We start from the raw sequence: 23,326 nt of genomic DNA, 5'->3' as shown, positions 1-23,326 counted from the left end.
ATGGGGAACCCAATAGGTAATATGGTCATAAGAGTTGATTTAGATGGCTCAGGTTTTAATAAAGGAATGGCCGGATTAAATCGACAAATGCGCATGGTATCTCGTGAAATGAGTGCTAATTTATCAAAATTTGGTCGTTATGATCAATCTCTTGAAAAATCTAAAGTTAAAGTAGAGGGGTTAACTAAAAAACAGCGTGTACAAGCTCAAAAAGTAAAAGAGTTAAAACAAGAATATGACAAATTATCTAAAGAAACTGGGGAAAATAGCGCGAAAACTCAAGCAGCAGCTGCAAAGTATAATGAAGCATACGCCGAATTAAATAAGTATGAAAGAGAACTGAAAGAAGCAACTGAAAAATTGAGAGCTCTTGAACGACAACAACAAGCTATGAATACTACTATGGGAAAGATAGGTAGTAAGTTCTCTGAAATAGGACCTAAATTCCAAGAAATAGGTCAAAAAATGCAATCTGTAGGACGTAGCATGTCTATGTATGTTACTGCTCCTATTGTTGCAGGTTTTGGTGCTGCTGCTAAAAAGAGTATTGATTTTGATGATTCAATGCGAAAAGTGAAGGCTACATCTGGTGCTACTGGTTCAGAATTCCAACAATTAAGAGATAAAGCCCTTGAAATGGGAGCTAAAACTAAATTTAGTGCATCTGAATCAGCAGAAGCTCTTAACTATATGGCCTTAGCCGGCTGGGATACCAAAGATATGTTAGGCGGTATCGATGGTGTTATGCAATTAGCTGCTGCCTCTGGGGAAGATTTAGGACAAGTGAGTGATATCGTTACTGACTCGTTAACAGCATTTGGTATGAAAGCTAAAGATAGTGGACGATTTGCAGATGTATTAGCACAGACAAGTTCTAAAGCTAATACCGATGTACGTGGTTTAGGTGAAGCGTTCAAATATGCTGCTCCAGTTGCAGGCGCATTGGGATATACTGTGGAAGATACATCTATAGCTATCGGTTTAATGTCCAATGCTGGGATTAAAGGTGAAAAAGCCGGTACAGCATTACGTACCATGTTTACAAACTTAGCTAAACCAACAAAAGCTATGCAAAACAAGATGGAAGAGTTAGGTATATCTATTACTGATAGTAACGGTAAGATGCTTCCTATGCGTGATGTAATGGATCAGTTGCGTGATAGGTTCAAAAACTTATCAAAAGACCAACAAGCAAGCGCAGCTGCAACTATCTTTGGTAAAGAAGCAATGAGTGGTGCATTGGCTGTTATTAATGCTTCAGATGAGGACTACAAAAAGTTGACTAAGTCTATTGATAATTCAACAGGTGCAGCTAAACGAATGTCGGATGAAATGGAAGGCGGAATTGGTGGTTCAATCCGTCAAATGAAATCCGCTTTAGAATCTTTAGCTATAAGTATCGGAGATGTGTTAGCACCTCACATTAAAAGAGCGGCAGAAACTTTAGGTAATTTAGCGCAAAAGTTGTCAGATTCTCCTGGTTGGGTTAAGACTGCAATAGTAAGTGTTGGTTTATTTGCTGCAGCATTAGGACCAGCTATTCTTGTTACAGGGATGTTTACATCTGCAATAGGTAGCATTATGACTACTTTAGGTCCTGTGATGACAGGCATAGCTAAAGCTGGTGGAGTAATGAATTTCTTAGGAAACAAAGCGCCGTTTGCTGCTAAAGGCTTGACTTTAGTAGGTGGAGCTTTTAAATTCATGCTTGGTCCAGTAGGTTTAGCAATTGCAGCAATAGTAGCAATCGGTACAGCATTTGTAATTGCTTATAAAAAATCTGAAACATTCAGAAATATAGTTCACTCTGTAATAGATCCAGTGATGAATGGCCTAAAAAAGATGTGGGATGTTGCTAACCAAATATTTAATGCTTTAGGAAGTTTATTATCTGGTAAAACATTACCAACAGTGGATTTATTATCCAAGATTATGCCTAAAGAAACTGCTAGAAAAGTGACCGTTACTTTAATGCAAATTAGACAAGTATTTATAGACGCTTTTAAAGGTATTTGGTCATATATACAAGAAATAGGTAAGAAGTTATCTGATTTTTGGAAGGAAAATGGAGATACTATCATCCAAGCATTAGCCAATATTTGGAGTGTCACATCGACTGTCTTTATAGAGATTAAGAACTTTTTATGGCCTATTTTACAAGAGTTAGGCGGTCTTGTTCAAACTTTATTTATGAATGTTATAGTTCCAATTATCAAAATAGCAATGGGAATTATATGGAATGTAATGAAGTTTTTATGGCCACTAATCAAGATATTAATCGTTGATACTTGGAATAATATCAAAAATATTATCAATGGATCTTTGGATATCATTTTAGGTATTGTTAAGATATTCAGCGGACTATTTACTGGCCAATGGAAGCAAGTTTGGAATGGTGTTAAACAAGTATTCAGTGGTGCATTAACGCTTATATGGAACCTTATTCAACTTTGGTTCATCGGTAAAATACTTAAAGTAGTTAAGATATTCAGCGGACTATTCAAAGGTGTTATAAGTTCTGCTTTTAAACATATCAGAAGTGTAATAAGTACAGTACTGAAGTTTATTTGGTCTATTATCAGCACGATTTTCAAACGGATATTAAGTATCACTAAAACGATATTTGGTGCCGTGGCAAAATTCATTAAGCATATATGGAATGGTATAAAAAATGCCATCGTTGGAGCAGTTAAATTTATTTATAACGGAGTTAAACGTTACTTTACCGCAGTTGAAAATACAGTGAACAAAATATTTACTGCTGTAAAAAGTTTTGTCGTCAAAACATGGTTGAATATCAAAAACACCGTTGTAAAATATGCTAAAAGCTTATGGACTGGCGTACGTAATACATTTAACTCTTTATCCAAAGGTGTTCGTAATATTTTTAGTCGCTTACGCAGATGGTTAGCAGATACTTGGAGAAATATTAAAAACACAGTAACTAGATACGCCTCTCAGTTATGGGCATCAGTCAAGAAGACTTTTAATAATTTATACAACGGTACTCGTGATATAACTAATAATGTTAAGAGAAAAGTAACAGGTATCTGGCAAGGAATAAAGAAATCTGTAACTGGTATTGCTAGTGCGTTATGGAGTTCTGTTAAGAAGACCTTTACAAACATGCGTGATGGATTAGCTAATATCATTGGTAAAATTAAAGATCATATCGGCGGCATGGTAAGTGCTATCAAAAAAGGTTTGAATGGTCTTATCAAGGGCTTAAACTGGGTAGGTTCTAAGTTGAGCTTGCCTAAAATACCTAAATTATCAACTGGTACACAAAGAATTAATCGCCACGTTAGAACAACATCTGATGGTCGATTAAAAGATGGCACTATGGCTATTGTGGGTGATAGAGGACCGGGTAACGGAAAAGGTAAAGACGGTCGTCGTGAATTAATACAGTATCCTAATGGACGAATGGCTATGACGCCAGCAAAAGATACAATGACATGGTTGCCAAAAAATTCAAGAGTAATAAGTGGTAGCATGAGACAACGTTATGAAGAGGCAGAAGGTGCAGGTATGGCGCCTAGATTTAATTTAGGTACGATTCCTAGACTTAGTACAGGTACTTGGTTTGGCAACGCTAAAGATTGGGTTGGAGATAAACTGAAAGGTGCCGGTAAAGTTGTTGGCAATAGTGCAAAATGGCTCTCTGAAAAAATCGGAGATGTTATGGACTACATGGACGAACCAGGAAAATTACTTAACAAAGTGCTTTCCATGATGGGTATTGACTTTAGTTCTCTTACAAAAGGTATGGGTATCGTTGGAGATATTACACGTGCTGCATGGAAAAAAATAAAAAAAGGAGCACTAGATTGGATTAAAGGTGGGTTTGAGGCTCAAGCAGGAGATGGATCTGTGTTTGAAGGATATGGAATTCTACAAAAATATTCTGCTCCGCCATATCCGCCGAATCCTAATTATCCTTTCAATGGCGGAGTCCATCACGGTGTCGATTATGACATGCCTGTTGGTACGCCTGTGCGTACACCGATGGCTGGTCGAGTTAGAAGTTGGTACGATAACTACGGCGGCGGTAATGCTATCACTGTTTCAAAAGGTAAAACATTCTTATGGTTCATGCATCTTAGTAAGCAACTTAAGAAGACAGGAGAACAAGTTAAAGCAGGACAACTTATTGGTAAATCAGGTAACACGGGTTCAATGACTAATTATCGACATCTTCACTTCCAAGTCAATCAGGGCGGAGAATCTAACAGCAACTCTGTAGAACCGCTTAGCTGGTTAAAGAAAAATGGTAAAGGTATCGGCGGTAAATCAGGAAAATGGAATGGTAATATTCGACAAGCATTAAAATTAGCCGGTTTGCCTACATCTCAAGCATACGTAAATGCGTGGGCGAGACAGATTCAAACGGAATCAGGTGGAAATGCTAAGTCTATCGGTGGTACTGATGGTTTAGCGGACGGTCGTGCAATGGGACTTGTGCAAGTTAAACCTGGTACATTTAATGCTTTTAAATTACCAGGACATGGTAATATCATGAATGGTCTAGATAACTTAATTGCTGGTATGCGTTATGCAAAAGCTAGATATGGAGGTAGTATATTATCAGTAATAGGTCGTGGACATGGGTATGCGACAGGTGGACTCGTCCACAATGGCTTATATCATTTAGGCGAAGAAGGATACCCTGAATGGATAATACCTACTGACCCAAAACGAGCAGATGATGCAGCTAAATTACTTGCATTGGCTAGTAAGGATATTAGTAAAAACAAACGTCCTAGCCAATTGAAAAGTGTCAATAACCTTTCTGATGATGGTCATACAGTGAGTGTCTTAGAGCAGAAAATGGATAAAGTAATTGGTTTGCTTGCTAGATTGGTTAGTGCTGGTGACACAATTGCAGATAAGGATTATGAACCAGTAATTGATAAATACGCACATAAACAACAAGTTTTTGACGCAATAGATGATTATAATAGACAAAAACAAAGACATAGAAGGTTTAATCCTGGAGGAGCTTAAAATGCTAGATACAATAAAAGTTAATAATAAAACAATTCCATGGTTAGTAGTAGAAAGAGGGTTTAAAATACCCTCTTTTAATTTTGAAATAGAAACTGAAGATGTACCGGGAAGAAAAGGTTCAGTTTTTAAAAAGAGAGAGGTGAAAGGTTATGAATTTGACTTACCTTTAATAGTAAGTAATGAACATCTCTCACACGGTGGAATGAAAAAACACGATGATATTTTAAATGAGATAGTACGTTTCTTTGATTATGATTATGAAGTTCCATTACAATTCATGACACAAGATTGGTACTGGAATGCTTTTTTTGAAGGTCCTGTAGAAATTGATAAGACACCTAGAGGGGTATTGTCATTTGTTATAAAGGTTGTTTTGGTAGACCCATACAAGTATGCAGCAACCGGCAACTACAACACTGCTATATCAGACCAAGTGTCTATCGTGAATAGCGGTACAGCTGATACACCCGTCACAATAGAAGCGAGGGCATTAAAAAATGCTAACTTCTTCCAAATTGCCAAAGGCGATGAGGACTATTTTATGATTGGTGACGATGATGTAGATAAACTACTCAATGACTATTCACCACTCATTTTAGGTGATGAATTGCGCGTGTTTAAAGGCTGGAATAAACAAGATATCAAAGAATTCACTGATAACCATACAGGCGGTGACGTTGGTGGTGCTTTCAGTCAATCTTCAAGCAAGGAGTCATTCTACCTAAACACAGAAAGCGTAACGGGTAGTGGTTGGCAGGGCGCTATGTATAAACGTAGCTTTGTCAATTATGCGAGCGCTCAAGACTTTTCAACGACTGTTAAGTTTGGCCTAAACCAACGTCGTAAAGGCGCAGTACACTTCGCACAGTACCTCTACGATACAGACGGACGAGTGATCGCTTCAATTGGTTACAGTAATCCTAACGCCAACTCAAACACAGGACGTATCATTGTTACACTGTTTAACCAAAATGGCGACCAAGTTAAGATATACGACTATAAAAACAATCCTAGCTTATACAACATGGATGAGTTTGTGGTCTATATTAAGTTGGAACGTCGTAGCAATCAATTTAAAATAAAAACCTGGAAATATAGAGAGATTCCTTATCCGTTAAGAAAAATCGCGTTTGATCAGCATGAAAAAATTTATATTGATAGCGGTAAATTCTACACACGACCTATTGCTTCGCTATCTTTATATTCTGCTAAGAATGGTAATAATCCAGTCATGCCGCTATATATTTTCGGTACTTATACGAGAGAGCTATTGCCTAAACCTAAAGGGGCAAGAGATATGATTATCAAAAAAGGCGATGAAATCTTGATTGATATGCGTAATCATAATGTATTAGTAAATGAAGAGCCTTTTTTATCTGAAAAAACTTTTGGTTCTAACTATTTCAAAGTAGAAAAAGGGCATACAGAATTAATTATCTCACCGTTAAATACATTTGATACAACGGTTCGTTGGCAAGATAGATATTTATAGAAAGGAGGTTGCAATTTGCTGCATATTTTAGACTATGAAGATAAAATTATAGACTTTATTTCCGAAGATGACGCATCAATTATTAACGCAAAACATAACCGTGATATTAATAATCGCTCAGAAACGTTTGACTTTACAATACTGTCAGAACGAGCTATAAATTTGCAAAAGAATTATAGAGTCATTATTCAAGATAGCACTGGTCAGTATAGAGAATTTATTATCGAACATATTTCACAAGACATGGATGGGTATACTGAAATAGAAACAACAGCTTCATATTTAGAAGATATAACCGGTGCGCCTCCTTATGCACCAGGGAGCTTTGAGAAAAAGACAACCACAGAAGCCTTATATGGTGTATTGAAAGATACGGGATGGCAAGTGTCAGAAGCTACTGAATATGGGGGTATACGTACGACATCATGGACTGGTTTTCATACACGTTACGATATACTGGTGCAATTGTGTACGACTTACGATATGATAGTTGATTTTTATATCGAGTTAGGTAGTAATACAGTTGATGGTCGCTACGTTGTACTGCGTAAGCGAAATCCTATATTTCAAGGTAAAGAAATAGTTAAAGGTAAAGACTTAACTGGTTTAAAGCGGATTGTTGATATGAGCGAAGTTAATACCGCGCTGTTATGTGTGGGTCCTGAAAAAGAAGATGGTTCACGTATTACTTTAACCGTCAAAGATGATGAAGCCCAAGCGCAATTTGGATTGCCAGGAAGATATATTTGGGGCATCTATGAACCTGAAACTGAAGATGAGAATATGACTGAAGCACGATTACGTTCATTAGGTACAACTGAATTGAACAAACGTAAAAAAGAAAAAATCAGTTATGAAGTAACATCCCTAGATATTAAAACATATCAACCGCATGAAATTGTTCATATTGGCGATATGGTACGTATAAAAGATAGAGATTTTACGCCTCCGTTGTATTTAGAAGCTGAAGTAATCGCTGAAGATTATGACATGATTACTAAAGAATCGACATATTCCTTTGGCGAGTATAAAGAATATCGTGAAGATGATTTACGCCAAGAGTTTTATAAGCACCTTAACAATATTAGACAACGAATGAATGATAACTTCAGCAATGTGAATACTATTGTTAGGGAGACTAACAGTCAATTACAGTATTTCGAAAAGAAAATTATTAAGTCGCAAGATGCGCCGGAAAATCCAGTCAATGATATGTTGTGGTTAGACACAAGTAATCCTAAAGTAGCAGTGTTACGTAGATACTGGCATGGACAGTGGATAAATGCGACTGCCGAAAAAGCTGATGATATTGGCGCAGTTACACGTGAGAAAGCTTTGTACGATGATTTAAACAACACATTTATAAATTTGAACATTCAACATAGCAAATTATTAAGTGAAGTGTATGAAGTTATAGACAGTGAATACCTAGTCGATACTACATTAAAACAACAAGTTCAACAAAATTTAGATAATACAATCAACGTCTATAATGCAATTAAGACAAATCTTGAAAGTATGACACCGGAAACAGCGACAATCGGCAAACTTGTTGATATACAAGCACTGTTTTTAAAATATCGCGAATTGCTGAAAACACTATACAATTCATTAGAAAACGCTAAGATTGCAATAGATGATCGTTTCAAATTACTGCAATCTCAATACACAGATGAGAAATTCAATGATGCAATGTCTAAAGTAGCTGAAGGCATCGGCGGCACATGGAACGCTGAAACAGGTCAATTACTTGCAGATATTCCAAGTCAACAAGAATTAGAAGACGCGTTGAAAACCTATATTAACGGCCAAGACGCCGCATTAAAGCAGCTTATTGACGATGAAGTCAACAGCAAGATAACACAAACTAAGAATGAATTAAGCAGCAACATCAGCGCAGTGAGTGCTAAGGTAGACGGCATTCAAGTAGGCGGACGCAACTTGTTACCTACTTCTTATGATTATTACAATGTCACCGGTTTGTATGGCTATATCAAGGTGAGTAACGATAATACGCAGAAAGTTATTAAAATCACGGATAATGACACGTCAGTTGATATGACAGATGTATTCTTCGGTTTTACTAAAAATGGTCAAGATGCAAGTGGTGGTTATCGCTGGGAACATTCAGCCGGTAATTTAATCCGCAATTTTGATAATGATGTGTCATTGAAACAATTCAATTATTTTTCATTTTTCCCAAAAGACAAAGCAACATTAGATAAAATCTTCAAACGTTATAAAATTAAACTTGAAAAAGGTACGATTGCGACTGATTACACAGTAGCACCAGAAGATGTTCAAACTAATATTACAAAGGCGCAATCAGAGGCGACTATTGCCGCAAAAGCTTATGCGGATGCCCAGGACACATTGAGAAAAACAGAATTACAAGCATACGCAGACGGTGTTGTAACTAAAGAAGAACAAAGAGCTATCGCAGATGCTCAAGCAAAATTAGAAGAAGCTAAGGCATATGCAGAGGAAACTCAAAAGGCAGCACAAGCTTATACCGATGAAAATCTTGAACCAATTACAACAACGCAGACACAGCAATCATCGGATATTAAGCAGCTTAAAGACGTTATAACATTGAAAGCTGACAAAACAGAATTGACAACGATGTATGATACAAACATCAAGCCGCTGCAAACGCAAATCAATGAACAGAAAGCGCAATTAGATGTGTTACCGGAACAAATCAGTAGTAAAGTATCGCAAACAAGTTATGACGCAGACCAAAATAATATAGTCACGCGTTTAAACAGCGCAGACACGCAACGCCAACAATTAAGTAATGCGATTAATGACCGTGTGACCATCAAAGAATATACAGATAACAAGACAGCGACTACTAATGAAATCAATACAGCAATTAATAATGTACAGGTCGGCGGCAGAAATTTATTAGAAAACAGCGTAAATATCAAAAAGGCTATCAATGATACTTCGAACAATTATAATCAGTATTGGGCTACTTTAATCACAAGTGCACATAGTAAATTACAGTTGGGCGAAACCATAACGATAAGTTTTGATGTGCAAATGGAACGCGGTGAAATACTAAGAGTATATGATACTTTAACCAACTTTGATTTCATGTTTGGAGAAAAGGTATTTAAAAATATCGGCAATAAAAAACAAAGGCTGTCATTCACTTTACCATTAGTATCAACAACTAAAACGGGTACATTATGGAATTTGAGTTTTTACAACAATAACAACGGAGACCGTTTTACAATTGAAAACATCAAAATAGAAAAAGGCAACAAAGCAACAGACTGGACGCGTGCACCGGAAGATGTCAAATCAGATATTGATAAAGCAAAAGCAGAAACTGATAAAACGTTTAGTGTTATGCAAACACAGATTAATCAGAATGGTACTGACATCAATGCACGTGCAACAAAAGAAGAGTTTAACGCCAGTAAGAAAACACTATCGAATGTAATAAGTGATTTATCTATTAATACGACAACAGGTCTGACACTTTCATACGATGAAAATGGTAATCTTCAATCACATACTGTTGGCCCCGATGGCATTATGTTGAAGGGTGACCGTGTCAATATCAATGTGAACAAAGATTTTCAAGTGTTAGCTGGTAATGTAAATAATAAGGTCGGTAAAGATGAAATCGTTAATCGTTTAAACTTATCACCAGAAGGTTTAGACATCAATGTAAATAACTTAGGTATACGCGGCGGGGACACTACAAATTATTTATCAATCAAGAATCAAGAAATATTATCCCGTGGTACATTCACAAGGACATGGGGCGGCGTAACTGATACTCCAACAGCAACAGTCGGCATTAAAGACGGTTATATTTTATCAAGAAACCAGAAGACGGGTTACAGCCTTTATATGACTGAAAAAGGATTATCCACAATGATGTCCGGCGGTGTCGGTTCAGAACAAGCCGGTGCATTAGAATTTCACTATGATCTAATGAATGATAATTCACGCGGTGTGCGTTTATCATCTACCTATGGTGTCGTATTCCTGCATGCTGAAAACAGTCGTATCTATACACGTTCACGCCTTACAACCAATATTGAAACATGGGAAGCTTCAGTTTATATTCGTCCTCAAGTTTATTCGCGTCCCGGTGTGAATGAATTCAGCTTCTATCTTAAGGATAATGATAATGCTAAAGATACAGACGGCACACTTTTATTCGGTGAAATCTATAATGAAGCTGGTCAAGCCGGTTCAGGTATACGTTTCAGAAAAGCAGGGATGCCGGGTCAAACCGAAGGTGAATATGAGCCGCTTGTTTATGCTACCAACAAATTCGGCGATATTGGAACAGGCAGTTTCCATGCAAGAAACTTTTATGGTGATTTCCAATCCAGAAGTGGTTATTTGTATCTCAAAGCTGATGATAGGGTTCGTATCACAGACTACAAAGGTTATAACAATGGGAATCCAACTTACGGTGATTTACAATGCAGATGGATACAATCTGAAAGTATCCGTACAACAAGTACCAACTTTTATATCGGTACTTCAACAGGTGAAGTAAGAATTACTAACAACTTACTTTATAACGGCGGGGACATTGGCTATAAAGATATACGTTTCAAAAACTATGTAGCAATGTCATCAGAGAGATATAAATATGATATTAAAGAGTGGAATTATAGTGTGCTTGATGCATACCGCAATAATCTAAAATTATATTCTTATAAAAACAAATCTGAAAAAGAGGAAGAATATGTTCGTGACCATCACGGTATTATTATTGAAAGAGAAATACCGATTGAATGGAGACATCGTGATGGTTTTGATGGCAATGAAGTGTTGTTTTGGAATACTAAAGCTATACAAGAATTGATTGAAAAAGTAGATGGATTGGAGGAACAAATAAATGAATCAAAATAACCAATTACAAGCAGATCCAAACAAGGTAATTAATAACTTATTGAACAAAATCACTGAGCTGGAAAAAGATAATGCAATTTTGTTCGCACTGTATCAAGAGGAATTAGAAAACAAACAAAATACTGGTGAAAATGACCGTGGTGTAAGTGAGTAACTTATACCACTATTTTTATACAATTTTTAGGAGGAATTTATTATGGAAAAAATTAAGGAATTTTACTTAGTGGAAGTCAATAAATACGGAGAAGAAAGTCCATTAATGCAGAATTATTCAAATGGCTTTGTGAGAGGTGCTTCACCTGCTAACGCTTATAGGTTTACTGATGAAGAGCAAGTCAAACAGGTATGCGCAATGCAGAATATGTTGGCTGGTATCTTTAAAAATGGAGCAAAGACATATTATGTGAGACAAGATATTACACGTAGTTCTTTTGATGAAAAAGGAGAACCTTATGTGGAAGAAAGAGAAGATGAATCTGATTCATTAGGGGTTTTGTAAAAAGTAGGTGGCACAATGTTTGGCTTTTTAAAGTGGCGTGAGCACGAATGGAAAATTATGCGCCTAGAAGAAAACGATAAAGATATGTTTGAAAAATTAGAGAACATCGAAACTAGCTTGAGGAATCAAGAAAAAGTTTATGATAAACTCGATAGAACTTTTGAAGAGCTAAAACGAGATAGATTAAAGGAAGAAGAAAACAAAAAAGAAAATGCCAAAAATATAAAAGATCTAAAAATGTGGATGCTTGGTGTCATAGGTACTATTTTAAGCACAAGTATATTAGCTTTATTACGTATGTTGTTTGGCATATAAAGGAGGTGATACTATGTTCGGATTCTTAACATTTGGAGCATCGTTTTGGGAATGTTTTTGGTTCGGTAAATGTAAATAAAATATGAAAAGAGTCGGCACTTCGGTGTCGGCTTTTTACATTTCAAAGGAGTGAATTAAATGGAAGATAAAATTAAACAATATATTGCTTTAATCGGCGGTTTTCTCGGGGCTTTATACCTTGCTCTGCAAGCAAGTGGAATCAGCGCGGAATGGATTAACCCAAGAACAGTAGATGCATGGATTAATGTAATCAATACTGGATTACCGCTTGCATTGGTCGCATATGGTGTATGGAAGAATACGTTTATTGTGAAGAAATCAGCACGTGATCAAGAGGATTATTTAAAAGAGAAAGGGTTGAAATAGATGTTAACTGCTATCGATTATCTAACTAAACAAGGTTGGAAGATTTCATCCGACCCACGTAAATATAATGGTTATCCAAACAACTATGGCTATCGTAACTACCAAGAAAACGGAGTGAACTACGATTCATTTTGTAATGGTTACCACAGAGCGTTTGATTTATATTCTAATGCAACTAACGACATTCCTGCAGTAACTAGCGGAACAGTGGTCACAAGCGAAACACATGGTAATTTCGGCGGTACAGTAGAAATCAGAGATGCCAACGGTAATGATTGGATCTATGGCCACTTGCAACGCGATTCATTACGATTCACAAAAGGCGATAAAGTCAATCAAGGCGACATTGTAGGATTGCAAGGTTCATCCAACTATTATGACAATCCTATGAATGCACATCTTCATTTGCAACTACGTCCTAAAGGAACGGATTTGAATGATGAAACAGCGGAAGTATGCAGTGGATTGCCAATGGAAAAGTACGATATTAGTAAGCTGAATGCAAAGCAAGATAAATCTAAGAATGGAAGTGAGAAACAATTGAAACATATTTATTCTAACCATATCAAAGGTAGTAAAATTACAGCTCCAAAGCCAAGTGTTCAAGGCGTGGTTATCCATAATGATTACGGAAGTATGACACCTGCTCAATATTTACCTTGGTTATACGCACGCGAAAATAATGGTACACATGTTAATGGTTGGGCAAGTGTGTATGCTAATAGAAATGAGGTGCTTTGGTATCATCCAACAGACTACGTTGAGTGGCATTGTGGTCATCAATGGGCAAACGGTAACTTGATCGGATTCGAAATTTGTGAGTCATACCCAGGTCGTTTATCAGACAAGCTATTCTTAGAGAACGAAGAAGCAACTTTAAAAGTTGTTGCTGATGTCATGAAGTCTTACGACTTACCAGTTAACCGTTCAACTGTACGCTTGCATAACGAGTTCTTTGGTACATCATGCCCACATCGTTCATGGGAATTGCATGTCGGCAAAGGCGCACCGTATACAACTGCTAACCAAAATAAAATGAAGGATTACTTTATTAGTCGTATTAAATATTATTATAACGGTGGTAAATTACAAACAGGCAATGCCAAAGTTATCAAACAAAATGATGTTAAAAAAGAAGTTAAAAAGAATGAACAACAACAAGTGGTTAAGACAACAGATTGGAAAAAGAACAAACATGGTACTTGGTGGAAAAATGAACAAGCTACATTCAAAAATGGTAATGAACCTATCCAAGTATGGCACGTTGGTCCATTCCGTATTGATGGTAATGAAGCAGGTAAGTTGCCAGCAGGCGCAAGTATTAATTATGATGAAGTAATGTTGCAAGACGGTCATGTTTGGGTGGGTTACGACAGCTTTGAAAGTGAACGACTCTATCTGCCAGTAAGAACATGGAACGGTGTCGCACCGCCTAATCATGGAGTAGGCGACATTTGGGGTAGCATTCACTAAAAGAGTATGATAATATAATAGATACCTATTATTTTTTCTCTTTGTTACACCAAATATGTGATAAGTGAGTAAATAGACACTAAGGTTCAGATTCAGGGTTGCCTACGGGTAACCCTCTTTTTTGTTGATTATGTAAAAGATGCATGCTATGATTTGTTTTGCAGTATGCATGTCGTGCATATTGCGCCCTTACTTCATGGATGCTTTATCATAGGCATCAATATGTATTTTCGTTACTTTCTCTCTAATCTATCCAACGAGAATACAGCCACCTTTCGAGGTGGTATACATATTTTTACCTAACTATTTGGTTGGTTTTTGACAGTATCAATATACTGTATTAAAATAATATACGCAATACCGATAAGGTATTGTGCGTGTGTTATTGTGTCTCTATTTACCGCTACTTTTTCATGTTGAGTGTTGAAATTTTAAGTTGAAAAAGTCTTGATGAATATAAGTATGGATAATAGGGCTTAGGGGTTACCTACGGGTAGCCCTTTTTATTGATTATGTAAAAGAAGCGTGCTATGATTTGTTTTGGAGTATGCATGTCGTGCATATTGTGCCCTTACTTCTTGGATGCTTTATCATAGGCATCAATATGTATTTTCGTTACTTTCTTCCTAACTATCCCAACGAGAATACAACCACCTTTCGAGGTGGTATACATATTAAGATTCACTTAACTAGCAGGTAGATTTTTGACAAAGTGGAAGCTCTATATTAACATGATAGTCGCAGTATTGAAAAAGATACTGTAATGTTTATAGTTTCTCTATCTAACTCAATTTTTAGAGGTTGTAACAGTCTTGACGATAATAAGTGTGAACAATAGTGCTTAGAGGTTGCTTTGCCAACCTCTTTTTTACGTTGAAATACAGATGTAGAAATAACTATAGGTTGTAAGCCTTGTGTAAATACATAAGACTAAGAAGGTTATCTTTGGGAAGGTGCGCACTTGTATTTTGTTAATTGTGTAGTATGATTCGAAAAATTATGATATGATGTAATTACCCAATTAACCCATTACTTTCCACCCTTTGGGGTGGTTTTTTTATGTATAATGATCTTTAAAATTATTTGCATACTAAAGAACCCATTGCTACACGAGAAAGCAATGGGCTTGATAAACAAAAATATAGATAGGGAGTTTTTTGTTAAAACATTGTTTTTAATTTTGTAAGCTTGGGTTATACTTACATTATATACATAACCATTGTCACCATCATTTAAACCTTAAATTTTTTAGTATTTACTTATTTGTTGTTTGATTTTCTATTTAAAATATCATACTAAAGTGAGTGATCAAAGCGCTTCAATAAATAGGAAGTTATACAAATATTGAAATTTAATATCTATGTTTCATTTGTTTTCTTATCCTTATTAAACAAGTATTGCCATACCTCTTTTTGAACTTTTATAATTTTAAAGTTGTGGCACCCTTGAAAAATACTCATATAATGTTAAAATGTATATAGTTATTTTTATCCCAATCATAGCTAACTTTAAATAAAATTTTTATCTCAAGCGTTATCAGTACTATTGTAAAAAGTTGCTGATAGCGCTTTTTATACAATGAGACTAGTGTAATTATTTTTATCATAACTATTTATTTTCAAACGAGCACGTAAATATTACAAAAAGTAGTTGTGGATTTATATCCAGATATGTTACAATTTTTTTACATATCCCTGTAAAACCTTAAAAATATTGAATGCGTTTTTGTTAAAAGGTGTCTTTTAAATAAGGCATCTTTTTTTCATAACATTCTATTACAGAAATGGTATTGAATTTATATTGACCTTCGATATAAAATATTGTACTGTATATGAAGCAATACCTTTTAGGTATTGGTCTCCTTATTAAGAATTGAAAATTTCTCCATCAAAAAGATTATTCGTAATTATATGAGTTGATGACATTTTTACGTGGCGATATGTAACTTGAACAAAGCTTAATTATAAAATTAAAGTTAATAAGGAGAGAGGTTGCTTTGGCAACCTCTTTATATATGATTTAAACGTTCTTTATATATTTTTTTGATAGAAATAGAAAACGTGATGTGTTATTGTAATATCAGTTAATTATTTATAGTCCTTTTTGCCACCTTTTGGTGGCATTTATTTTAACTTCATTTTGCTTTTGACAGCAACTAAAAAGTAGGGTATTATATCTATGCAATATCAGTAAGATATTGCACGTGTGTAATTGTTTCACTATTTTCCACTACTTTCAAATGTCAGAATTTTAAGTTGAAAAAGTCTTAATCAATATAAGTATGGATAATAGGGCTTAGAGGTTGCTTCGGCAGCCTCTTTTTTATGATATAATAGCAGTATGAAATAGTTGTTCATGAAACGACTCGGTCAACGACACAGACCACTTAAAGTGTCTACATCACATCAACTGAGAATTCATATGACGTTGCTGACGAGCGACATAGCTCTGTGTCCCCGAATGGGGGTAGGTTGATGTGGTGTACATACATAACAAGGCCCACCTATTAAGTCAGGTGGGTTTTTGATACCATTTTTGATACCGTTTTGTTGAAAAACAGTAAAATTCAGAAAAATAGAGTGCTTAAAAACCGCGTCAAATCAACGTTTTTAATTTCTTAAATTTTAGAAAAACCTCATTTCCAATCGAAATGGAAGGTTCTATCGGTTAATTCAATAGTGTTCATTGAAGATAAGTATTAAAATACGCAGCATGCATACTTAACCGTATGTGTGCTGCTTTTTTAATGTCTGAAGTTAAGTGAAAAGATAAGTGTAATGAAACAATATAGAGATTTACCGAGATTTAAAGAGAATTATGTCAGGCATGTCAAACAAGTTCAGGATTAATACGATTTTTGGTATTTTATTAAGCAAATTAGGACATGTTAAAGTCTACTAATGCAATTTATATTGAAATTTAACGTGACGTAAAATTCTGAAATGTGGTATAAGTAAGTGATAAAATAAAGAAAACGTTTAGAGGGGAAACCTATGAAGAATAATCCAACTTTGTTAAAGATTCTAGCAGCAGTATTTATATTGTTAACAATTATCAGTCCGTTATTTGCGATTGGAAGTATAATTTGTAGTGTGAAAATCAAAAAATATAATGATGTCGTTGGAGATCGTTTTCTCACGATTTCTATAATTTGTGCAGTAATATTTATGGCGTTTCATTTTATCTACTATCTCACTTACTTATTTTAAAAGTATATTTTAAAAGCCAGAAAGTAAACAGTTACACTGTATCTTACTTTCTGGCTTTATTTTAGTTCATAAAAGTAAATGATTAAATGATAAAAAGTCGTTAGTTGTATCTTTTAGAGACAAATTCTGTATCGATGTCTTATTGTTGAATAAGTTATTTATACAAATGATTGACTGAGTAAAACTTTGAAGTGATTCATTTAAATTCTGTATAACACATTCAATATAGATTTCTTCAGTGCTTTCATCTATATTTACATTAAATGTTTGAATGTATTTGTATAGTAATTTAAGAGTTGGTTTCTGCTCAAACAACTCAGGTTTTTGAGATTTTAAATTAAATAGTGTATAGCCATCGTCACAAAGTGTGATAGTCTGCTTATCATCGCTAAAGATAGCATAAAGAATGATGTTATCCATCGTGCAATCTTTATAAGGAATTTCTACGCGTAGTGTATGTGAATTTATTTTCTTGAAATCTACTTGGTTAGATATCTAACGTTAAAGTGCAGTATTACTCCTAGAGGGATTGTTTTATTAAAAGTATTTTTTAAAGGTACTACAATTCATCTGAAAATTCGGTACAATGGTAATTAATCATTGTACTTCGTGAAAAGCGTGGAACTTGTTCGGTTTACATAAATAGAGAGATGGGAAATTAATAAGAAATATACGCTTTTTGACAGAGTCAATAAGAGTTTTAAGGGAGCGTCGGCCATCATGATTATAGCTATCATTATTTTAATTTTTGTTTCTTTCTTCTTTTCTGGCAGTGAAACGGCATTAACTGCTGCGAATAAAGTGAAATTACAGACTGAAAGCAGGAAAGGAGATCCAAAGGCAAAAAGGTTATTAGCACTTTTAAATAAACCTAGAGATTTTATCACAACGATTTTAATCGCAAATAACAGTGCGAATATCGTGTTGCCTACGCTAGTTACTATTCTTGCTGTACAACATGGTTGGAACGTGGGGATTGCATCTTTAGTGATTACAGTTGTGGTAATTATTGTTTCAGAAGTGATACCAAAATCTATCGCAGCAACTTATCCTGATGCGATTTCTAAATTAGTCTATCCGGTAATTCATTTATTTGTGGTAATCTTAACGCCGATTACTAAAATTTTAAATGGTTTAACTGGTTTGATTAACCGAATGCTTGCGAATGATAAATTCCAAAGTCAAACCATGTCTAAAGAAGAAGTGCGTACAATGGTAACCATTGCAGGGGCACAAGGGGCATTTAATGAGAATGAACGAGATCGTCTTCAAAGTGTTTTAACTTTCCAACAATTGCGTGTTAAAGATGTAGATACAACACCACGTGTCAATGTGACTGCATTCTCAAAAGATACACCATATGACGAAGTGTATGAAATTATTATGTCACACCCATATACACGTTATCCGGTCTACGATGAAGACATTGATAATATTGTGGGAGTCTTTCATTCAAAATACTTATTAATATGGAGTCGTCACTATGATAAAACATTAGAAGATTATATTTCTAAACCACTTTTTGTGAATGAGCACAATAAAGCTGAGTGGGTCATGCGTAAAATGATTGCGACACGTAAACACATCGCCATTGTATTAGATGAATATGGCGGTACGGATGCGATTATTACGATGGAAGACTTAATTGAGCAATTGCTTGGTTTAGATATTGAAGATGAAATGGATCAACATGAACAAAATAAAGTCGATGAACGTTTGAAAAATAGACAAAAGCCAAAAGCGAATCAATCATCTTTATAGGGAGTGTTCACATATGTGGTCAGATACAAAAATCACTGCACAACTTGGAATCAAGTATCCAATTATTCAAGCCGGAATGGCAGGCAATACAACGCCTGAATTAGTCGCTAGTGTGAGTAATAGCGGAGGCTTAGGAACGATAGGCGCAGGGTATTTCAGTTCAGAAAAACTTGCGGAGGAAATAGATAAAGTTAAATTATTAACCACTCAACCTTTTGCGGTTAATTTATTTGTGCCGAGTAAAAAACATATCAAGCGTGCGCAAGTTGATTTAATGAATGCATGGTTAAATCCTTATCGTCGTGCATTGGATTTAGAACAACCCGTAGTGAATTTATCTGAAACACAACAACTTGAACAACAAATTGATATCTTGATTGAAAAACGCGTACCCATTGTTAGCTTTACATTCGGTATTCCAGATGTCCATTTAATTCGTAAAATGCATGAACATCATATGATTGTGATGGGTACCGCGACTTCTGTTGAAGAAGCAATTGTGAATGAAGAAGCAGGCATTGATATTATTGTGACACAAGGTAGTGAGGCAGGCGGACACCGCGGATCATTTTTAAAACAAGAAGACGGAGAATATCCGATGATTGGCAGTATTTCACTTGTACCGCAAGTAGCTGATGCAGTGTCTATACCTGTAGTCGCAGCAGGCGGTATTATGGACGGCAGGGGTGTACTTGCTAGTCTGATTTTAGGTGCGTCAGGTGTACAGATGGGAACAGCCTTCTTAACATCACAAGAAAGCGGTGCAGATATTGCGTATAAGCAAGCAATTTTAAATAGCACAGAAACATCAACCGTATTAACAAATGCTTTCAGTGGCAAAATGGCACGAGGTATCCGTAATGATTTTGTAGATTACCTGTCTACATTTCGTGGAGAAGTGCCAGAATATCCAATTCAAAACCAATTGACTTCAGCAATCCGTAAAGCATCGACTGCCAATCATGATCATTCATTAATGTCATTATGGAGTGGTCAGACACCAAGACTTGCGACAAGCCGTAAAGCGAATGAAGTCGTTGAATCTATAGTGCAGCAAATTGAAGATATGCGTTTTCAATCATAGAGATGAAGAGTAATAAGTACTGCGTTGGTCATTGCGCAGTACTTATTTTTACTTCAATTCTAAGATGAAGTGAACAGGTTCTAGACATAAAATATGATAGAATGAGATTGGTGATTATGTATGATAGATATTGGACTGACAGGGTGGGGAGATCACGATTCTCTTTATACTGATCTAAGTCGTAAAACAGACAAATTAAAGACTTATGCGAGTCATTTTCCAGTGGTAGAATTAGATGCGTCGTATTATGCGATTCAACCCGAACGCAACATTAGAAAGTGGATAAAAGAAACACCCGATCGTTTTAAGTTTGTGGTGAAAATTCATCAAGCATTGACTTTGCATGCGGATTTTAAAGACTTTGCTGAGACACGAAATGAACTATTTGAAGAGTTCAAGTTAATGATTCAACCATTAATTGAAGCGGATAAACTTGCGATGGTACTTGTTCAGTTTCCGCCATGGTTTGACTGCAAGACTCAAAATATTAATTACATACGTTATGTACGTGAACATTTAAAACATGTACCGGTTTGTATAGAATTCAGAAATCAAACTTGGTTTGAAGGAGAGATGAAAGAACATACTTTAACCTTTTTAACAGAACAAGGCTTGATTCATGCGATTGTTGATGAACCGCAAGTCGGGGAAGGTTCAGCACCTTTCGTCAACCGCATTACAACGGATACAGCCTTTGTACGCTATCATGGACGTAACCGTCATGGTTGGACTAAGCAAGATATGACAGACGAAGCGTGGCGAGATGTCCGCTATTTATATGACTATACAACAGAAGAGTTAGAAGAACTTGCACAACATGTGCGTATTATTCAGCAAAAAGCTAAAAAGATTTATGTAGTTTTCAATAACAACTCAGGCGGTCACGCAGCAAACAATGCGAAAGAACTTCAACGAATTCTTGGTATTGACTACGAAGGCTTAGCACCGCAGCAGCTTAAATTATTTTAGGAAGTGATGATATGGTGAGTATTCTCTTACTCATTTTAATAGGAGCCTTATCAGCGATTTTAGGCTCGCTTGTCGGAATTGGAGGCGGATTAATTATAGTTCCGACATTAGTCTATTTAGGTGTGGAACATGATTTACTCCATGGGATTACGCCTCAAATAGCGATTGGAACTTCCTCAATTATTTTAATTGTGACAGGTTTAGTGTCTACATTAGGGTATTTAAAATCTAAGCAAGTAGATACTAAAAATGGTTATATATTCTTATTCGGATTATTACCAGGCTCCTTATTCGGTTCATTTATCAGTCGTTATTTAACGTTAGATTCATTTAATTTGTACTTCGGTATGTTTTTGATTCTGGTTTCGATTTTATTATTAGTACGTAATTCAATTAAGCCGATCAAACTCTTTGAAAAGAAAAAGTATGAAAAAACATATGTAGATAAAGATGGGACGATTTATCATTATCACGTGCCGCCTGTATTTGCGTTCGTGGTAACATTTTTCATTGGAATTACAACAGGACTCTTCGGTATCGGCGGAGGCGCTTTAATGACACCATTAATGTTGATTGTGTTCAGATTCCCGCCGCACGTTGCGGTAGGTACAAGTATGATGATGATTTTCTTCTCTAGTGTGATGAGTTCTATCGGACATACTTTCCAAGGTCACGTTGCTTGGCATTATGCGCTTGTTTTAGTTATTTCAAGTTATGTCGGAGCTAAAATCGGTGTTAGAATCAACCAATCTATCAAATCTAATACAGTGGTTGCTTTACTGAGAACGGTGATGCTGTTATTAGGGGTTTATCTTATTATTAAATCATTGCTTTAAAGGAGGCGTCGAGTTTGAAATTAACGATTTATCATACGAATGATATTCACAGCCATCTGCATGCTTACGAGCGTATTGCTGCGTATATGGCAGAGCATAGACCATTACTAGACCATCCTTCACTTTATATAGATATCGGCGACCATGTTGATTTATCAGCACCTGTAACAGAAGCAACACATGGCCTTAAAAATATAGAATTATTAAATGACGCACATTGTGATATTGCGACAATCGGTAATAATGAAGGGATGACCATTTCACATGAAGATTTAAACGCATTATATGAAGATGCTGATTTTGCGGTTACTTGCAGTAATGTGTTTGATGAAGATGGCCATTTGCCACACCATATTACATCGAGTTATATTAAAGAAATTGAAGGTGTACGTATCTTATTTGTTGCCGCAACTGCACCTTTCACACCGTTCTATCGTGCTTTAGATTGGGTTGTTACTGATCCGATGGCTGCGATAAAAGATGAGGTAGAGAAACAAGCAGGTAATTATGATGTATTGATGATCATGAGTCATTGCGGTATCTTCTTCGACCGTAAATTATGTGAAGAGATTCCTGAAATTGATGTTATTTTTGGTAGTCATACCCATCATTATTTTGAAGAAGGCGAAATGAAAAATGGTGTTTTAATGGCAGCAGCAGGAAAATACGGTCATTTCTTAGGTGAAGTTAATTTAACGATTGAAAATAAGAAAGTCGTACATAAAACAGCAATCCTGCATCCTGAAGACACCTTGCCAGAAGTTGAAACGAACTTTAAAGAAGAAGGTAGAGCATTGATGAGTACGCCTTTAGTTGATCATCCTGTAAACTTAAAAAGAAAAACAGATATGATTACCAAAACAGCGTATTTACTTGCAGAAAGTGTATGTGAGTTCACACATGCAGATTGTGCAATTATTAACGCTGGGTTAGTAGTCAAAGGCATCGAAGGGCCGAACGTCACTGAATATGATGTGCATCAAATGTTGCCGCATCCGATTAATTTAGTACGTATCAAAATTACAGGCCGTGATTTAAAACAAGTTATCTTAACAGCTGAAGAACAAGCGTATATGCACGAACATGCGCAAGGTTTAGGATTTAGAGGCGATATTTTCGGCGGTTATATTTTATATCAAATGGGTTATATTGAATCAGAATCTCGTTTCTTTGTTCAAGGAGAAGAGATTGTTGATGATTACATCTATACATTAGGAACTGTTGATATGTATACGTTTGGACGTTATTTCCCTCTATTTAAAAACTTGCCGACAGAATATTTGATGCCAGAATTTTTAAGAGATATTTTCAAACAGAAATTATTAGAATTATGAATTATGACTTATAGCGTTTTCATTTTGTTATAAATTCGTTATAATAAGATGAAGATGAGTACACAGGAGG

At 35.7% G+C, this 23,326-nt stretch carries 14 protein-coding genes; 13 read left to right on the top strand and 1 reads right to left on the bottom strand.

Annotated features, from left to right (window positions below):
* The 8 genes from MUA87_RS09770 to MUA87_RS09735 all read left to right on the top strand — a co-directional run bounded on the left by MUA87_RS09770 (position 1) and on the right by MUA87_RS09735 (position 14,063).
* Positions 1-5,007, top strand: coding sequence for a phage tail tape measure protein (locus MUA87_RS09770; RefSeq protein ID WP_262550668.1), 5,007 nt, complete (start codon positions 1-3; stop codon positions 5,005-5,007).
* 1 nt (position 5,008) lies between these two features.
* Positions 5,009-6,502, top strand: a complete 1,494-nt coding sequence (locus tag MUA87_RS09765) for a phage distal tail protein (RefSeq protein WP_107540080.1) — start codon at positions 5,009-5,011, stop codon at positions 6,500-6,502.
* Between the two features lie 15 nt (positions 6,503-6,517).
* The gene (locus MUA87_RS12880; protein WP_107543496.1) at positions 6,518-11,389 is read left to right on the top strand and encodes a phage tail spike protein; all 4,872 of its coding nucleotides are present in this window, start codon (positions 6,518-6,520) and stop codon (positions 11,387-11,389) included.
* Positions 11,376-11,543 (top strand): hypothetical protein, encoded by a 168-nt coding sequence (locus MUA87_RS09755; RefSeq protein ID WP_023016030.1) that lies wholly within the window; start codon positions 11,376-11,378, stop codon positions 11,541-11,543. Before MUA87_RS12880 ends, MUA87_RS09755 begins: the two co-directional genes overlap by 14 nt.
* A 42-nt stretch (positions 11,544-11,585) precedes the next feature.
* The gene (locus tag MUA87_RS09750; protein ID WP_023016029.1) at positions 11,586-11,888 is read left to right on the top strand and encodes a hypothetical protein; all 303 of its coding nucleotides are present in this window, start codon (positions 11,586-11,588) and stop codon (positions 11,886-11,888) included.
* A 15-nt stretch (positions 11,889-11,903) separates the two neighbouring features.
* Entirely contained in the window at positions 11,904-12,203 is a 300-nt protein-coding gene (locus tag MUA87_RS09745; RefSeq protein ID WP_023016028.1) for a DUF2951 family protein, read from the top strand.
* Between the two features lie 138 nt (positions 12,204-12,341).
* On the top strand, positions 12,342-12,590 hold the full coding sequence (locus tag MUA87_RS09740; RefSeq protein WP_057510988.1) for a phage holin: 249 nt from the start codon (positions 12,342-12,344) through the stop codon (positions 12,588-12,590).
* Positions 12,591-14,063, top strand: coding sequence for a peptidoglycan DD-metalloendopeptidase family protein (locus MUA87_RS09735; protein WP_105978190.1), 1,473 nt, complete (start codon positions 12,591-12,593; stop codon positions 14,061-14,063).
* Between the two features lie 3,275 nt (positions 14,064-17,338).
* Here MUA87_RS09735 and MUA87_RS12875 read toward each other — a convergent pair.
* Positions 17,339-17,713, bottom strand: coding sequence for a DUF1828 domain-containing protein (locus tag MUA87_RS12875; RefSeq protein ID WP_371099752.1), 375 nt, complete (start codon positions 17,711-17,713; stop codon positions 17,339-17,341).
* A gap of 279 nt (positions 17,714-17,992) precedes the next feature.
* Here MUA87_RS12875 and MUA87_RS09725 point away from each other — a divergent pair, with 279 nt between their 5' ends.
* The 5 genes from MUA87_RS09725 (at position 17,993) to MUA87_RS09705 (ending at position 23,256) form a co-directional block, all read left to right on the top strand.
* Positions 17,993-19,033: a hemolysin family protein gene (locus tag MUA87_RS09725; protein WP_002481618.1), complete on the top strand. Its 1,041-nt coding sequence runs from the start codon at positions 17,993-17,995 to the stop codon at positions 19,031-19,033.
* Positions 19,034-19,046: 13 nt separating this feature from the next.
* Complete coding sequence (locus MUA87_RS09720; RefSeq protein WP_023016024.1) at positions 19,047-20,117, top strand: NAD(P)H-dependent flavin oxidoreductase; 1,071 nt, start codon at positions 19,047-19,049, stop codon at positions 20,115-20,117.
* Positions 20,118-20,237: 120 nt separating this feature from the next.
* Positions 20,238-21,086 carry a DUF72 domain-containing protein gene (locus MUA87_RS09715; protein WP_057510735.1) on the top strand — a complete coding sequence of 283 codons (849 nt, stop codon included), beginning with the start codon at positions 20,238-20,240 and terminating at the stop codon, positions 21,084-21,086.
* A gap of 11 nt (positions 21,087-21,097) precedes the next feature.
* Positions 21,098-21,922, top strand: coding sequence for a sulfite exporter TauE/SafE family protein (locus MUA87_RS09710; RefSeq protein ID WP_002481621.1), 825 nt, complete (start codon positions 21,098-21,100; stop codon positions 21,920-21,922).
* Positions 21,923-21,936: 14 nt separating this feature from the next.
* On the top strand, positions 21,937-23,256 hold the full coding sequence (locus MUA87_RS09705) for a bifunctional metallophosphatase/5'-nucleotidase (protein WP_105978192.1): 1,320 nt from the start codon (positions 21,937-21,939) through the stop codon (positions 23,254-23,256).
* Positions 23,257-23,326: the final 70 nt, after the last annotated feature.

This window comes from Staphylococcus simulans, from assembly GCF_025561465.1.
GTDB lineage: Bacteria > Bacillota > Bacilli > Staphylococcales > Staphylococcaceae > Staphylococcus > Staphylococcus simulans.
Note: the sequence above shows the minus strand (reverse complement) of the source record. Positions and strands in the feature narration are given on the sequence as shown.

Excerpts from the sequence above, each read along its gene's own strand:
- MUA87_RS09715 (WP_057510735.1), top strand. The coding sequence starts at position 20,238 with ATGATAGATATTGGACTGACAGGGTGGGGAGATCACGATTCTCTTTAT.
- MUA87_RS09765 (WP_107540080.1), top strand. The coding sequence starts at position 5,009 with ATGCTAGATACAATAAAAGTTAATAATAAAACAATTCCATGGTTAGTA.
- MUA87_RS09720 (WP_023016024.1), top strand. The coding sequence starts at position 19,047 with ATGTGGTCAGATACAAAAATCACTGCACAACTTGGAATCAAGTATCCA.
- MUA87_RS09735 (WP_105978190.1), top strand. The coding sequence starts at position 12,591 with ATGTTAACTGCTATCGATTATCTAACTAAACAAGGTTGGAAGATTTCA.
- MUA87_RS09740 (WP_057510988.1), top strand. The coding sequence starts at position 12,342 with ATGGAAGATAAAATTAAACAATATATTGCTTTAATCGGCGGTTTTCTC.
- MUA87_RS09725 (WP_002481618.1), top strand. The coding sequence starts at position 17,993 with ATGATTATAGCTATCATTATTTTAATTTTTGTTTCTTTCTTCTTTTCT.
- MUA87_RS09750 (WP_023016029.1), top strand. The coding sequence starts at position 11,586 with ATGGAAAAAATTAAGGAATTTTACTTAGTGGAAGTCAATAAATACGGA.
- MUA87_RS09745 (WP_023016028.1), top strand. The coding sequence starts at position 11,904 with ATGTTTGGCTTTTTAAAGTGGCGTGAGCACGAATGGAAAATTATGCGC.
- MUA87_RS09770 (WP_262550668.1), top strand. The coding sequence starts at position 1 with ATGGGGAACCCAATAGGTAATATGGTCATAAGAGTTGATTTAGATGGC.
- MUA87_RS09710 (WP_002481621.1), top strand. The coding sequence starts at position 21,098 with ATGGTGAGTATTCTCTTACTCATTTTAATAGGAGCCTTATCAGCGATT.
- MUA87_RS09755 (WP_023016030.1), top strand. The coding sequence starts at position 11,376 with ATGAATCAAAATAACCAATTACAAGCAGATCCAAACAAGGTAATTAAT.